The sequence below is a fragment of the Shewanella sp. BC20 genome, from assembly GCF_003129585.1.
Classification (GTDB): Bacteria; Pseudomonadota; Gammaproteobacteria; order Enterobacterales; family Shewanellaceae; genus Shewanella; species Shewanella seohaensis.
The window spans coordinates 37,945-51,971 of record NZ_NHRI01000024.1 but is presented as its reverse complement, the minus strand read 5'-3'; the positions used below and the strand labels follow the sequence as shown (position 1 = coordinate 51,971).

The window sequence follows — 14,027 nt, the reverse complement described above, 5'->3', positions numbered from 1 at the left end:
ATGTTCATTTCAAATGCATATGCAAATGCTGCAGGCGCTCCACAGGGTGGCGGCACCATGGAATTGATTTTCATGCTGGTGATTTTCGGTCTGATTTTCTATTTCATGATTTTCCGTCCGCAATCTAAGCGTGTTAAAGAGCACAAGAACCTGATGTCATCTTTAACCAAGGGCGACGAAGTCCTGACCAGCGGCGGTATCTTAGGTAAGATTGCAAAGATCAGCGATGAAAATGACTACGTGTTACTGAGCTTGAACGACACGACTCAAATTACAATTAAAAAAGATTACATTGCAGCTGTATTGCCTAAGGGCTCTATCCAGTCGTTGTAAGCCAAGAGGGCTCAGGCGTGTTAAATAAATACCCAATGTGGAAAAACATTATGGTGGTGCTCGTCATCGCCATAGGTTGTTTCTATGCCGTACCTAACCTGTTCGGTGAAGATCATGCGGTGCAAGTAGTGGCGACTCGAGGTGCTGAAGTCACGGCATCTACCCAAGCCAGAGTGAACGAGCTGTTAGCCAGTAAGGGCATTGCGGTAAAACGCTCTGAGCTTGAAAAAGGTCAATTGTTGGTTCGCGTACAAAACGCGGATCAACAGTTGCTGGCCAAGGAAACCATCGCCGAAGATTTAGGTGACAAGTTTACCGTGGCACTCAACCTTGCCCCTGCCACGCCGCAGTGGCTCGAGTCTATGGGCGGTAGCCCAATGAAACTCGGTCTGGACCTTCGTGGTGGTGTGCACTTCTTAATGGAAGTGGACATGGGCGAAGCCATCCGCAAGATGGAAGAGGCCAAAGTGGCCGATTTCCGTTCTCAATTACGTGAAGAAAAAATCCGTTACGCGGGCATTCGCAACAATGCACAAGGTATCGAGATTAAATTCCGTGATGCCGAAAGTTTAGCCAGTGCAGAACGTTTCTTAAAATCTCGCAGCAACGATATGGTGTTTAGCGATGTGAGCAAGGGTGAAGACTTTGCCCTGCAAGCCGTCATGAGCGAAACCTATCTTAAGCAGATTAAAGAAGAAGCGCTGCAGCAAAACATTACCACTATCCGTAACCGTGTGAACGAGTTAGGGGTAGCTGAGCCTGTGGTCCAACGTCAAGGTGCTGAGCGCATTATCGTTGAGCTGCCAGGTGTACAAGACACTGCCCGCGCCAAGGAAATCTTAGGTGCAACCGCATCGATTGAATTCCACATGGTGGACGATAAGGCCGACCCAAATGCGGCGCAATCTGGCCGTGTACCTGCGGGTTCTGAGGTGTATCAACGCCGTGAAGGCGGTCAAGTGGTACTGAAGAAGGAAGTGATGCTAACGGGTGATCATATCACTGGCGCACAACCTAGCTTCGACCAATATAGCCGTCCACAGGTGAGCATCAACCTCGATGCTAAAGGCGGTACCATTTTCTCTAACGTGACTAAGGACAATATCGGTAAACCGATGGCGACCTTGTTCATCGAATATAAAGACAGCGGTGAGCGTAACGCCGATGGCAGCGTCAAGATGCAGAAAATCCAAGAAGTGATTTCTGTGGCGACCATTCAAGCGCGTTTAGGCCGTAACTTTGTGATCACTGGCTTAAGTCATGGTGAAGCACAAAACCTCGCACTGCTGCTGCGTGCTGGTGCCCTGATTGCGCCCGTATCGATTGTGGAAGAACGTACTATCGGTCCAAGCCTAGGTGCGGAAAACATCGAAAGCGGTGTGCAAGCCATGATTTGGGGTATGGCAGTCGTACTTATCTTTATGCTGGTTTATTACCGTAGTTTCGGCTTGATCGCTAACTTAGCCTTGACGGCCAACTTAGTGATGGTGGTTGGGGTGATGTCTATGATCCCTGGCGCCGTATTAACCCTGCCTGGTATTGCGGGTATGGTGTTAACAGTGGGTATGGCGGTTGACGGTAACGTACTGATTTACGAACGTATCCGTGAAGAATTACGTGCAGGTCGTAGCGTACAGCAGGCGATTCACGAAGGTTACGGTAACGCATTCTCTACCATCGCTGACGCTAACATCACTACCTTCTTGACAGCTTTGATCTTGTTCGCCGTGGGTACTGGCGCGATCAAAGGCTTCGCGGTGACCCTGATGATCGGTATTGCTACATCGATGTTTACCGCTATCGTGGGTACTCGCTCAATCGTGAACGCGATTTGGGGCGGTAAGCGCGTGAAGACGCTGTCTATCTAAGGGGAAGCGATAATGTTAGAAATTTTATCTTTAAAACGTACGGTTAACTTCCTCCGTCATGCGCTGCCTATCAGTATCATGTCTGCCATTTTGGTATTTGGTTCGCTGGTGTCTCTGGCGACCAAAGGCATTAACTGGGGCTTAGACTTTACCGGCGGTACTGTGGTTGAGATGGAGTTTACTCAACCTGTCGATTTAAACGTGCTGCGTACTAAGCTGTCTGCGCCTGAATTAGACGGTGCGGTGGTGCAAAACTTCGGTTCGAGCCGTGACGTATTAGTGCGTCTGTCGGTGAAAGAAGGCGTGAGCAGCGATGTACAGGTCAAATCTGTCATGGCTGCGGCTCAACAAGTGGATGCGGGCGTTCAACAAAAACGGGTTGAATTCGTCGGTCCTCAAGTGGGTAAAGAGTTGGCTGAGCAGGGCGGTTTAGCGGTATTGGTCGCGCTTATCTGTATCATGATCTACGTCTCTTTCCGTTTCGAATGGCGTTTAGCCTTTGGCTCAGTAGCAGCGCTGGCCCACGACGTGATTGTGACCTTAGGGGTATTCTCCTTATTCCAATTGGAATTCGACCTGACTGTATTAGCCGGCGTGTTAACCGTTGTGGGTTACTCACTCAACGATACTATCGTTGTGTTTGACCGTATCCGTGAAAACTTCCTCAAGATGCGTAAGAGCGAGCCAGAAGAAGTGGTCAACGTTTCCATTACTCAAACCATGAGTCGTACCATTATCACTACCGGTACGACGCTGGTGACCGTTGTGGCGTTATTCCTGAAGGGCGGCACTATGATCCACGGCTTTGCGACTGCATTGTTGTTGGGTATTTTCGTCGGTACCTATTCTTCTATCTACGTAGCAAGTTACCTTGCGATCAAACTGGGCATTTGCCGTGAGCATATGATGCCAGTTGAAGTCGAGAAAGAAGGTGCTGATCAGCCTTCGATGATGCCTTAATCGGGCATTGAGACTCGAGGTCGTGTATCACGACTGTTGAAAAAACAGCCACCTTGAAGGTGGCTTTTTTTTCGGTGGATTTTGACCTTTCCGATAATCTGCTAGCAAACTCACAACTTTATAGTGACTAATGCTGTAAAACCTAAATGTTAATTTTATTAACAACTGCTGTAAAAAACAGCGCTCGACAGGCTCGGTTATTTCACAGTAGGATGTCGGCTGCCCATATCTAGAGAGTATTGTTGTAGGATGTCGCATGGAAGAACGTAAGACGTTAGTTGCTGGTGGAAATTTATTGCAGGCCCACACATGGAAGGGATTATTAGAAGCCTGTGGTATTCATGTGGAGTTGCGTGGCGAGGCCTTATTAGGCGGCGTGGGTGAGTTGCCCGCTGGGCTGCATAACATTGAGCTTTGGGTGCGCGAGTCGCAATTGGCCAAAGCACAGGCCCAGTTAAGTGCTTTGGACGTTGTGAGTCCCCAGTGGCAATGCGTACAATGCCATGAGATGAACGAGGGTAACTTTGAATTATGTTGGCATTGCAGCGCCGAGCGCAGCGAAAGCCATAACTAATCGCCGCTAAACTTATCCATACACTTGGCCTCAAACTGCTAGCACTGCCAAGCGTTGAATTCACAGCGCTGGCAATGCGGCTTGTTATCAGCGTTAAGCGCCTGCTACCCAAGCAAGGCAAAGGGACGGGAGGTGATTCCTCCTCACGCACGCTTTGGCTCATAAAGCCCGCGATTGTCAGATGTCGTTAACGGCAAGGATTGCGTCTCCCCGCGTAGCGAATTACACTTCAATTCAGATTAGCTAAGTCATTCAATCCCTTATCTAAGGAGGATCTGATGCATCCATCCAGTGCTTTTTCGGCCCTTGTCGAATCGATTCGACCCCATGTCGTTGAAGTGAGTATTGAGGCCTACCAAGCCGATGACACTTGGGTATTGATTGATGTCCGTGAAGATAACGAGTGGCTACAGGATCATCTGCCGCAGGCGAAACATATGAGCCGCGGCATTATTGAGCGCGATATTGAACAGCGCTTCCCCGATAAACATACGCCTCTGCTGCTCTATTGCGCGGGTGGCGCACGCTCTGTACTGGCGGCCAGCAGTTTGCAACTGATGGGCTACCAAAGGGTGGCCTCCTTGATTGGGGGTTATAAAGGCTGGATCCAACGCCAGCTGCCCGTGGTGCAAGATTAATCTTGGCTGGGTTTAACTTTTTATAGGCGAGTCACATGCAATACTTCCCGCTGTTTATTGATACTGTTAATTTAAATGTCCTGCTGGTGGGAGCGGGTGATGTCGCCAGTCGTAAGCTGGCCTTACTGACGCGTACCGAAGCCAATATCCATGTGATTGCCCCCGAGGTGAATCCCGAGGTAAAGGCCTATGCCGATGCGGGCAGGATTTTATTGTCTGAGCGGCCCGTGGTGCAGGCCGATATTCAAAATTATGATCTCATCTATCTAGCGACCGCAAATGATAAGCTCAACGCCGAATTAGCCACCTTAGCTACCGAGCGGGGAATTTGGGTCAATGCCGTGGATAATCCCGCCTATTGCCGCTTTATTACCCCATCGATTGTCGATAGGGGGCGTCTTGTGGTGGCGATCAGCACTGCGGGCGCAGCGCCTGTGTTTGCGCGCACCATTAGGGCTCGCTTAGAGACCAGCCTGCCGCAATCCCTTAAGCCCTTGTTCGACTTTGTGGCCGACAAGCGTCTCGAAGTGCAGCAAAGACTCACCAAAACAGCGACGCGCCGATTATTCTGGGAGCGCTTTTTCGACACCAATGGCGATCGGTTTGATGCGCGCACCCCCGAGCACTATCAGAATGCTTTTAACCATATCGTCAGCCGCGGGGAAATCCTGTTATTGGACGATGCCACGCCCGTCGAGTTATTGCCGCTGGCGGCCATGCCGTTATTACAGCGCCTCGATTGGATTTACAGCGAAGTAGGTTTAGCCGAGGACTTGGCCGAGCTGGTGCGCCGCGATGCTAATCGTGCAGCACTTCCCGCGCTGAGTGATATCAGCCGTGAATATGAGCAAGGCTCGCGCATGTTGTTGGTCGCCGATACCCAAAAGATTGCGCAACTTAAGGCACATTTTCCGGTGGCGAAACATTTACGCCCCGGTGCGATTTAGTCTTCTTTATCGCAGTTTGTTTGAGCTGACGGCGAGTCTTAGGTAGACTCGCCGTTATTTTTTATCGTTATGCTTAGGATGTACTATGGCTCTCAAAGCGACCGTGTTTAAGGTCAATCTTCAGATCGCCGATATGGACCGAGGTTATTATCAAGATCATCAGCTGACGTTAGCGCAGCATCCCTCCGAGACCGATGGCCGCATGATGGTGCGTTTGTTGGCCTTTATCCTAAACGCTTCCGAGACCTTAAGTTTTACTAAGGGATTGTGCGTCGACGATGAGCCTGAGCTGTGGGACAAGAGTCTCTCTGGTGAAGTGGACCTGTGGATTGAGTTTGGCCAAGCCGATGAGAAGTGGCTGCGTAAGGCGAGCGGTCGCGCAAAAGCGGTGCAGCTGTTTACCTACGGCGGACGTAGTGTCCCTATTTGGTGGAAGCAGAATCAAGCGGCCCTTGAGCGTTATAAAAACCTTAAAGTGTGGAATATTGCCGAAGAGTCGGTGACGGCGATGGAGGCCTTAGTGAGCCGCACTATGTCGCTGCAGGCGTCCATCAGTGAAGGGCAAGTCTGGTTATCGGATAACGAGCACAGCGTGCTTATCGAGCCCGAAATGCTGAAAGATGACCAATAAAAAAGAGCCTGCAATTGCAGGCTCTTTGTTTAGACGAACATTATTGGAATTTGAGTTCCCAGCTATCGATATAGCCTACGTCGCCACGGCCGCTATCAACCGCTTTGAGTTTCCACACACCGCTTGACTCAACGCCAGTCATATCAACTGTGTAGCTCTTGTTGATATTGTCTGCGCCTGCGCCAGTGTTGTTATGCAGTGTTGCCGTTTGGCCTGTAGGGCTGATGAGCTGCACTTTTAAATCACCAATGTAAGGGTGAACAATATTCACCACGGCAGTCACTGTGCCTGAGTTACCCGTGCGAGTCACTGTGATTGGGCTTGTGATACCAGTGGTTTTGTTATCAGGAATATTGTAGTTATCGGTGTTGGTGTAGCTTGCTGGTGTGGTAGGAGTGCCACCGCCGCTTTGGGCTGTGTAGCTTGCAGTTAACGATACACCGCTAAAGGCTGAATAGCCTTTTACCATGGCGTAGTAAGTACCAGATTGAACGTTGCTGATTGGGCAAGATTCACTGTTACCACCCTTGTATGGACGGCAATCGTAGTTTGAGGTCGTTGGCGCTGCGCCGTACTGTACGTACAGATCCGCATCACCCGTGCCACCGTTCATCACAAAGCCTAAGTTAGTTGCACCCTGTGGCACTTCAAAAGAGAAATGCAGTTCTTCACTGGCGGCGCCGCTTAGACCGGTTTTAGGCACACCATTCACTAACACGCTGTCAGTTGGTGTTGGGTCAACCGGATCCGTTGGACCATTACAGGAAGCATCTAAGAAGGTTTTCGCTGCAACGGCATTGACCAGACCATAGCCATAATAATCATCACGACCTGCAGTGCCTAAGTCTTCAGCGGTTTGTTTGAGCGCGTTACGCACCTGAGCGGCGCTACATTCTGGATGGTAGCTCCACACTAAGGTTGCGACACCAGAAACGTGTGGGGTCGCCATCGATGTACCGTTGTAGTACTCGTAGTCCTTATTACCTTGGTTGCTCACGGTAACGGTTGCGCCTAATTGGTTGCGCAGAGCTAAACCAGTTGCACGGTCAACAGACACTGACACCATGTTGATTTCGCTATTAGCATCGACCAAGAAGGGGTTTTGTAGCCCAGGTAAAGCGCTGTTACTGTACACGATAACGGCGCTAGCACCGGCATTCTTACAGGCTTTTACCGCGTTGATTTCTGGGTACGAAGTGCCTTGGTTACCCACACGCTCAACTAAACACACCTTGTTAGCCATGTTGCCACAGTTGAAGGTTGAGCCGCTAACCGTACATTCGGCTAAGGTTGCGGTTGCCGTGCCATTGTATGGATTGGGCGCGTAGTTGGTGCCCGATGGCGTAAAGCGATTGTGCGGCACAACGCCTGAGTTGAAGTAAGACTGACCACCGATAGTAATATCGGCTAAGCGACCTTCTCCGCGAGTCACGGTAGAGAGAATTGCTTCACCAGGACCTGAGATCTCGACTTGGTTGGTGTACTGAGAGAAAGCAGAGTGGTCTTTATGATTATCGACCGATGCTACAGACATTACCGCATCGTACGAAGCAGGGTAGCTGTGGGTATTGTTACCATCGTTACCGGCAGCGGCAATCAACAGCACGCCGTTATTGTAGTGAGCCGCTAACGCGTTACGTTCGGTAGTGCTCGAACCTGCGCCACCTAAGCTCATGGTGACCACGTTTGCGCCATTCGCCACACAGGTATCTACGGCCGATACGAGGGATGAGGAGTAACCCCAACCAGACTCGTTAAAGACTTTAATCACATGGATGTTGGCATTTTGATTTGGCATTACGCCAATCACGCCGTCGTTGTTAGCGATCGCCGCGATAGTACCCGCAACGTGGGTTCCATGGGCGTTGTTATTGCCTGGATCGTACCAGTTGCCCGTACCTGAATTGTTGGTGCCAGTGACATTGTTACCGCTTAAGTCGCTGTGACCACGGTCATAACCTGAGTCGATAATACAGATGGTACGGTTGCCCGCTTGGCTGTCGCTCAATTGGGTTGCACCCACAAAGGTTTGTCCCCAAGGCGTTGTTTCGCTTAGCAGGTGGCGTGGCATGTCCTCTTCCACATATTCCACATCGGCGCGGGCTCTTAATGCCTTAATGCCATTGTTATCCAGCTTAACTGAGTAGCTGTTACTGCGGCCGATACGCTTCATCTCTTTGGCTTGCGCCTTGTTCAGCACACTGTGCTGGGCGCTAATTTCAGCCACTTGAGGCTGATAGTTCATGGTGGTGGCGAGCTGATCGCTGCTTTGCAGGTTGCTTTCAGACATCAGGGCTGGCGCATCGGCATTTTTAAATTTAACGATATAGCGCTTTGGCAGAGGAGAGGTCTGTGCTTGCATCGCTGCGGCGAAACCCGGTGCATCGGGGGCAGCATTAACACCTGCTGAGATCGCAATAGCTAAGCTAGATAAACTCAGGGCTATCTTAGTGGTTCGATTGATTGTCATGTTTTTCTTCCATGTTCAATTTAGTGTTAATCATTATTATTTTGTGCTTTTAAAGAATAACTACGACTCAGATGCTACTCGGTTAGTGAATTTATCTTTGGTGTAAGTGTTTGTAAATTAAATGTTAATGGTATGGCGGTTGGTAAAGTACTTTGAGGTAATAAGCGGATTTATTGAATAAAAAATCATATGTTACAAGTTGTAACGAATATTTAGCGCGATTTGTGTTTATTTATGTGGAAAAGGTGAATAAGCAAAAGCGAATTTTATCGGCCTTAACAGCGGATGATGGATTATGGTTAATATCTAATTTGTTGAAATTAATATTTATAATTTTTTGGAATTAAAAGTAACAAAATTAAGAGTGTTTTTCTTTGCTTGATGTTGAGTTTATTTCAAGTGATTGATTATGCGATTTTATTGCATTTGTGCGTCGAGGCTTTGGCATTTGCCAATTTATTGGCTTTTGTGCATTGTCAGGGCAGGATAATCGACTGGTCGTACTTGGTAAGCTGAATAAACATCGGCCGAAATATAAAAAGCGCCAACAGGCGCTTTTTATCGATCTCAACAGCGAGTTATTCTGTTTTAGGTTGAGTGTCGGCTAAGGTCTGATAACCGCCACCGTTATAGGTTTGAGTGTAACCCGCCGTGACTAGGGCTTCGGTCGCGATACTGCTGCGTCGACCGCTACGACAATACAACACCACGGGCGCATCTTTGGCGATACCGCGCTTAGCAAACTCGGCGGCGACTTGCTCAAAGGGAATATTAACCGCATTGGCTAAATGGCCCGCGGCAAATTCCTCAGGGGTGCGTACATCGAGCACCATAGCGCCAGCAGCGATTTTCTGCCACGCAACTTGAGGCTCTTGATCGGCGGCACTTGCCGCGTTCGGGATTAAGGCGAGTGATGACAGACTCAAGAGAGCCACCCCCAGTAAGGTTTTACTGCGACACAGAAACTTGTTGAACACTGACTTTCTCCTTTGCAAATGTGCATTAACCTTGTTTCGCGATTTCGGCTTCGGATTTGACGCCTAATTTGCGTAATACCATGGCCGCAGGGCAAAAACCCGTGAAAGCGCTTTGGAATAGGTTAGCGCCAACGAAGGCCGTTAACCACATAAAGTTATGGTGCACAAAAGCGGTTAACACCAAAGACAGTAACACCATAAATCCGGCAAAGGCCATAATGCTGCGTTCGAGTGACATAGGTTGCTCCTAGAGGCAGCGCTATGGCTGCCTATTGTGGGTTAATCGGCTGTTTGAGTTAAGTTTATGCGATTTTTCATCGCCGTGTAGTAAAGCACTGGGATGACGATTAAGGTCAGTAAGGTCGAGATAAAAATCCCGAAAATTAAACTGATCGCAAGCCCGTTGAAGATTGGGTCGTCCAGGATAAACAAGGCGCCAATCATGGCCGCCAAAGCGGTCAGCATAATCGGTTTGGCCCGCACGGCGCCCGAGTGGATGACAGCGCGCTCAAAGGGAACCCCTGAGGCGGTTTCCTGATTGATAAAATCCACTAATAATATCGAGTTACGGACAATAATCCCCGCCAAGGCAATCATGCCAATCATCGAAGTCGCAGTAAATTGCGCGCCGAGCAGCGCATGCCCCGGCATGACCCCAATCACTGTCAGTGGGATTGGCGCCATAATGATGAGCGGCACCAGATAGGATCTAAATTGGGCGACGACCAATAAGTAAATCGCAATCATCCCCACGGCATAGGCGATACCCATATCCCTGAAGGTTTCATAGGTGATCTTCCATTCCCCGTCCCAGAGCACGGCGACTGAGTCTAGTCCTGTTGGTTGGTGGATATAATGCTGATCGAAACCTAAGCCACCATCGCCGTCGATTTTGCCCGCCATGTCGAACATGCCATAGAGCGGACTGTCGAGCGGACCGGCCATATCGGCAACCACCATCACCATAGGGATCATATTCTTATGGATGATAGGAGCATCGATTTTTCCGCGCTTAATCGTCACCAGCTCAGACACGGGCACAGATTGCCCCGTTTGGCTCTGCAGTTTCATATTCAGCACTTGCTCTAAATCGATTTTTGCCCCTTCCTGTAGTTGCAGGCGGATAGGCACAGGTTGTTTTTGCTGTGCGATATGCAAATAGCTTACATCCTTGCTGCCAACCGAAGTTGCGATTAAATCAACGATATTGCTATAGGGCACCGCCATTAGGCTGGCTTTAGAGCGGTCGATCATCACTTGCCATTTTTGCTGTGCTGCGGGCAAGAAAATATCAATATCGACGACATCTTTAGTCTCACGGAACAGCGACTGCAGCTCGTAGGCCGCTTGTTCGCGAATCGCAGGACTTGGACCATAGACTTCGGCCACAATCGGTGACCAGACTGGTGGGCCAGGTGGCACTTCGACGACTTTCACATTGGCCTGATACTTAGCGCCGATATGTTGCAATTCTTCACGGACCGACAGCGCAATGCTGTGACTGTCACGCTTGCGATGCTTTTTATCGACTAGATTGACCTGAATATCGCCAAGCTCTTGGCTGTGACGTAGAAAATAGTGACGCACTAAGCCGTTAAAGTTCATCGGTGCATTAGTGCCAGCATACAGCTGCAAATGCTCCACCTCGGGCACAGTGACAAGGTAGTGACTTAAATCCTGAAGTACGCGCTGCGTTTGTTCGACTGGCGTGCCTTCAGGCATATCCACCATGACTTGGAACTCGGATTTATTATCGAAGGGCAGCATCTTTAACACCACGAGCTGACCCACGGGCAAGGCCACGGCGATACCGATAAGCACAAAGACCCCAGCGGCAAGCCCAATCCGTGCTTTACGGGCATCTTTACCTAGCAGGAAGGGACCGATTAAACGAGTAAATAGGCGCACCATTTTGCTCTCGTTTATCTGAGCATCAGCATCGCTGCTGTGTGTGGCGTCAGTGGCTGAACCACTGTGGTGTTTGAGCAGTTTACGACTCAGCCATGGGGTTACCATAAAGGCGACCACCAGGGAAATCAGCATGCCCATACTGGCGTTGATGGGGATCGGGCTCATATAAGGGCCCATTAATCCCGACACAAATGCCATCGGCAGCAGTGCTGCGATAACGGTAAAGGTAGCGAGAATCGTTGGGCCGCCCACTTCATCGACCGCAACGGGGATGAGTTCACTAAAGGATTTTTTACCGAGCGCCATGTGCCGATGGATATTCTCCACCACCACAATGGCATCGTCGACCAAGATCCCGATGGAGAAAATTAGCGCGAAGAGTGAAACGCGGTTAAGGGTAAATCCCCACGCCCAGGAGGCGAACAGGGTGATCGCCAAGGTGATAATAATGGCGACACCTACTACCAGTGATTCGCGGGCGCCCATGGTTAAAAATACCAATACGACAACGGCGCTGGTGGCAAAAATCAGCTTAAGAATAAGGGTGTTAGATTTATCCGCCGCCGTCTCACCATAGTTGCGCGAGACTGTCACTTCTACATTACTGGGGATCAACACATTCTTGACCTTAGCAATGCGCGCGAGGGTGGCATCGGCAATATCAACAGCGTTTTGCCCCGGCTGCTTACCAATGGCGATAGTCACCGCGGGGTAGATATCCGTCTTGTCGCTATGCCAAACGCTTTGGGTAGGAATATCACTCTTTAAACTGATATCGGCAATATCGGCTAAATAAACGGGGATAGGTTTACCCTGTTTATCCTGCGAAATACTCACTACCAGCTGTTTTACATCGTCTATAGTTTGCAAAAACTGGCCAGCCTGAACCTTAATTTCTTGATTACCTTGCACTAAAGATGCAGGCATCGAGATGTGATTATTGTCATTCAGGCTTTGTCTCAACTTGTCGTAGGTGAGAGTAAAGCTGTTCATCTTAGCGGGATCGATGCGGACATTGGCCACCATCTCATGTTGGCCAACGGTGTAAATCTCCCGCGTACCCGGGATCCGCTTGATTTCGGTTTCTAGCCCTAACGCCACATGGGTCAACTGTTCGGCCGAGACCTGTTTGTCCTTGGACCAGAGTGTTAGACTAACAATCGGCACATCATCGATACCGCGTGGTTTAATCAATGGCTCGCCAACACCCGCGCTCTGCGGCAGTTTATCCATATTGGAATAAATCTGGTTGTAGAGGCTGACAATGGCATCGTTGCGGGTTACGCCGACCTTAAAGATCACAATGATCATCGCGCCATCGGGCTGGGAGAAAGAATAGAGCGTGTCTATCCCTTTGAGCTCTGAGATCACTTGCTCGGCGGGCAGGGTGACTAAGTTTTCCACTTCGGTCGGGGTCGCGCCGGGAAAAGGGATAAAGACGTCGGCAAAGGTGACGTCAATCTGCGGTTCTTCTTCCTTTGGGGTCACTAAGATGGCAAATAAGCCGAGTAACAAGCCCAGCAGTGCCAGCAGTGGCGTAATGGCACTGTTTTGAAATGCGGCCGCAATACGACCCGAAATGCCAAGTGACGTCGAAGATTCAGTAGCGTGTTTCATTCAACAACCTCATCAAGTTGATATCGCTAGGGAATTTATTGCTTTTGTTCAAGCAACACTTGGTAAGCATCCATGGCGACAATATCACCGGTTCGCAGCCCCGCGAGGACTTCGACTTCACCATCGACAGGCTCAGAGACGCGCACCTGGGTGAGAACGAATTGCTCGCCTTTTTTCAGGTAGACACTGCTGAGTTCGTTCATGGTGATAAGGGTCGAGGTCGGCAGTTGGATTTTTTCCCGCTCGCCATTTTTAAACAACGCCTTGGCCCAGGTTCCAGGTTGAAGGTTGGGTTCATCCTTTGGCAGGTTAATCCGCACTTGATAGCTGTGGCTCACAGGATCGGCAAAGCTAAAGATGGTGAGCTCCTTGGAGGTGAGTTCACGGCCGTCACTTAAGCGCACCATAAACTCAGGCGCGTTTTTCAGTTGCTGAATATAGCGCTGTGGCACTTGGGTGATAGCGCGCATTTGGCTGGGTGAAAACCCGGACAGTAGCGGTTGACCGACACTCACGGTTTCGCCTAATTCGACTAAACGCTCGGTGACAATCCCGCTAAATGGGGCCGATACCACTGTGTATTTGAGTGATTCGCTGGCTTTAATGACCCTAGCTTTGGCGGCACTCACGGCTTGCTCTGCGGCCTTGGCATTGGCGGTCGCTTCATCCATGGCGCCTTTTGAAATCGCGCCTTGGGGGAAGAGTTCTTTATAGCGTTTGTATTGGGCCTGCGCCTCCACGTTTAGCGCGGTGGCTTTGGCGAGATCGGCCTCATAGCTTGCCAGTTCAGCGCCTTGCTCTTTGCTGGTGATCTCGAGTAACGCCGCGCCTTCTGGTACGACATCATTAACATCGTAGTTGAGCTTAACGATTCGCCCCGAGGTTTGCGCCGAGACGGTAGCCGCTTTGACAGCCTCGATACTGGCGTCTAAGGTCACCCAATTCGCGTAAGGTTTGCTCATTACCTCGAAGGTCGCCAAGGGCGCAGCCTGGGTGGCAAAGGGGGAAAAAACGAATAATGTGAATAGAGTACGTGAGATTGCAGCCATACCAAATCATCCCAAAAATAATTCATGAGTAAATTCTAATGGAGTTATTTTG

The 14,027-nt window shown here is 49.9% G+C and carries 12 protein-coding genes; 7 read left to right on the top strand and 5 right to left on the bottom strand.

Annotated elements, in window-relative coordinates:
• The 7 genes from yajC to CBX96_RS19240 all read left to right on the top strand — a co-directional run bounded on the left by yajC (nt 1) and on the right by CBX96_RS19240 (nt 5,951).
• Entirely contained in the window at nt 1–333 is a 333-nt protein-coding gene (yajC, locus tag CBX96_RS19270; RefSeq protein ID WP_011622166.1) for a preprotein translocase subunit YajC, read from the top strand.
• A gap of 17 nt (nt 334–350) precedes the next feature.
• Nucleotides 351–2,201, top strand: coding sequence for a protein translocase subunit SecD (gene secD, locus CBX96_RS19265; RefSeq protein ID WP_011625762.1), 1,851 nt, complete (start codon nt 351–353; stop codon nt 2,199–2,201).
• Nucleotides 2,202–2,213: 12 nt separating this feature from the next.
• Nucleotides 2,214–3,161, top strand: coding sequence for a protein translocase subunit SecF (gene secF, locus CBX96_RS19260; RefSeq protein ID WP_109287757.1), 948 nt, complete (start codon nt 2,214–2,216; stop codon nt 3,159–3,161).
• Between the two features lie 256 nt (nt 3,162–3,417).
• Nucleotides 3,418–3,735, top strand: coding sequence for a DUF2007 domain-containing protein (locus tag CBX96_RS19255; RefSeq protein WP_011622169.1), 318 nt, complete (start codon nt 3,418–3,420; stop codon nt 3,733–3,735).
• A gap of 278 nt (nt 3,736–4,013) precedes the next feature.
• Nucleotides 4,014–4,373 (top strand): rhodanese-like domain-containing protein, encoded by a 360-nt coding sequence (locus CBX96_RS19250; protein WP_181382238.1) that lies wholly within the window; start codon nt 4,014–4,016, stop codon nt 4,371–4,373.
• Nucleotides 4,374–4,408: 35 nt separating this feature from the next.
• Entirely contained in the window at nt 4,409–5,320 is a 912-nt protein-coding gene (locus CBX96_RS19245) for a bifunctional precorrin-2 dehydrogenase/sirohydrochlorin ferrochelatase (protein WP_109287755.1), read from the top strand.
• An 85-nt stretch (nt 5,321–5,405) separates the two neighbouring features.
• Nucleotides 5,406–5,951: a YaeQ family protein gene (locus tag CBX96_RS19240; protein WP_011622172.1), complete on the top strand. Its 546-nt coding sequence runs from the start codon at nt 5,406–5,408 to the stop codon at nt 5,949–5,951.
• Nucleotides 5,952–5,991: 40 nt separating this feature from the next.
• On the opposite strand, the gene CBX96_RS19235 is transcribed toward CBX96_RS19240, so the two are convergent.
• The 5 genes from CBX96_RS19235 to CBX96_RS19215 form a co-directional block, all read right to left on the bottom strand.
• On the bottom strand, nt 5,992–8,421 hold the full coding sequence (locus CBX96_RS19235; protein ID WP_109287754.1) for a S8 family serine peptidase: 2,430 nt from the start codon (nt 8,419–8,421) through the stop codon (nt 5,992–5,994).
• Between the two features lie 578 nt (nt 8,422–8,999).
• Entirely contained in the window at nt 9,000–9,398 is a 399-nt protein-coding gene (locus CBX96_RS19230) for a rhodanese-like domain-containing protein (protein WP_109287753.1), read from the bottom strand.
• 25 nt (nt 9,399–9,423) lie between these two features.
• Entirely contained in the window at nt 9,424–9,636 is a 213-nt protein-coding gene (locus CBX96_RS19225) for a DUF2892 domain-containing protein (protein ID WP_011622175.1), read from the bottom strand.
• 41 nt (nt 9,637–9,677) lie between these two features.
• A complete protein-coding gene (locus CBX96_RS19220) occupies nt 9,678–12,926 on the bottom strand; it encodes an efflux RND transporter permease subunit (RefSeq protein ID WP_109287752.1) in 3,249 nt (1,082 codons plus the stop codon).
• Between the two features lie 35 nt (nt 12,927–12,961).
• Nucleotides 12,962–13,975: an efflux RND transporter periplasmic adaptor subunit gene (locus tag CBX96_RS19215; RefSeq protein WP_109287751.1), complete on the bottom strand. Its 1,014-nt coding sequence runs from the start codon at nt 13,973–13,975 to the stop codon at nt 12,962–12,964.
• Nucleotides 13,976–14,027: the final 52 nt, after the last annotated feature.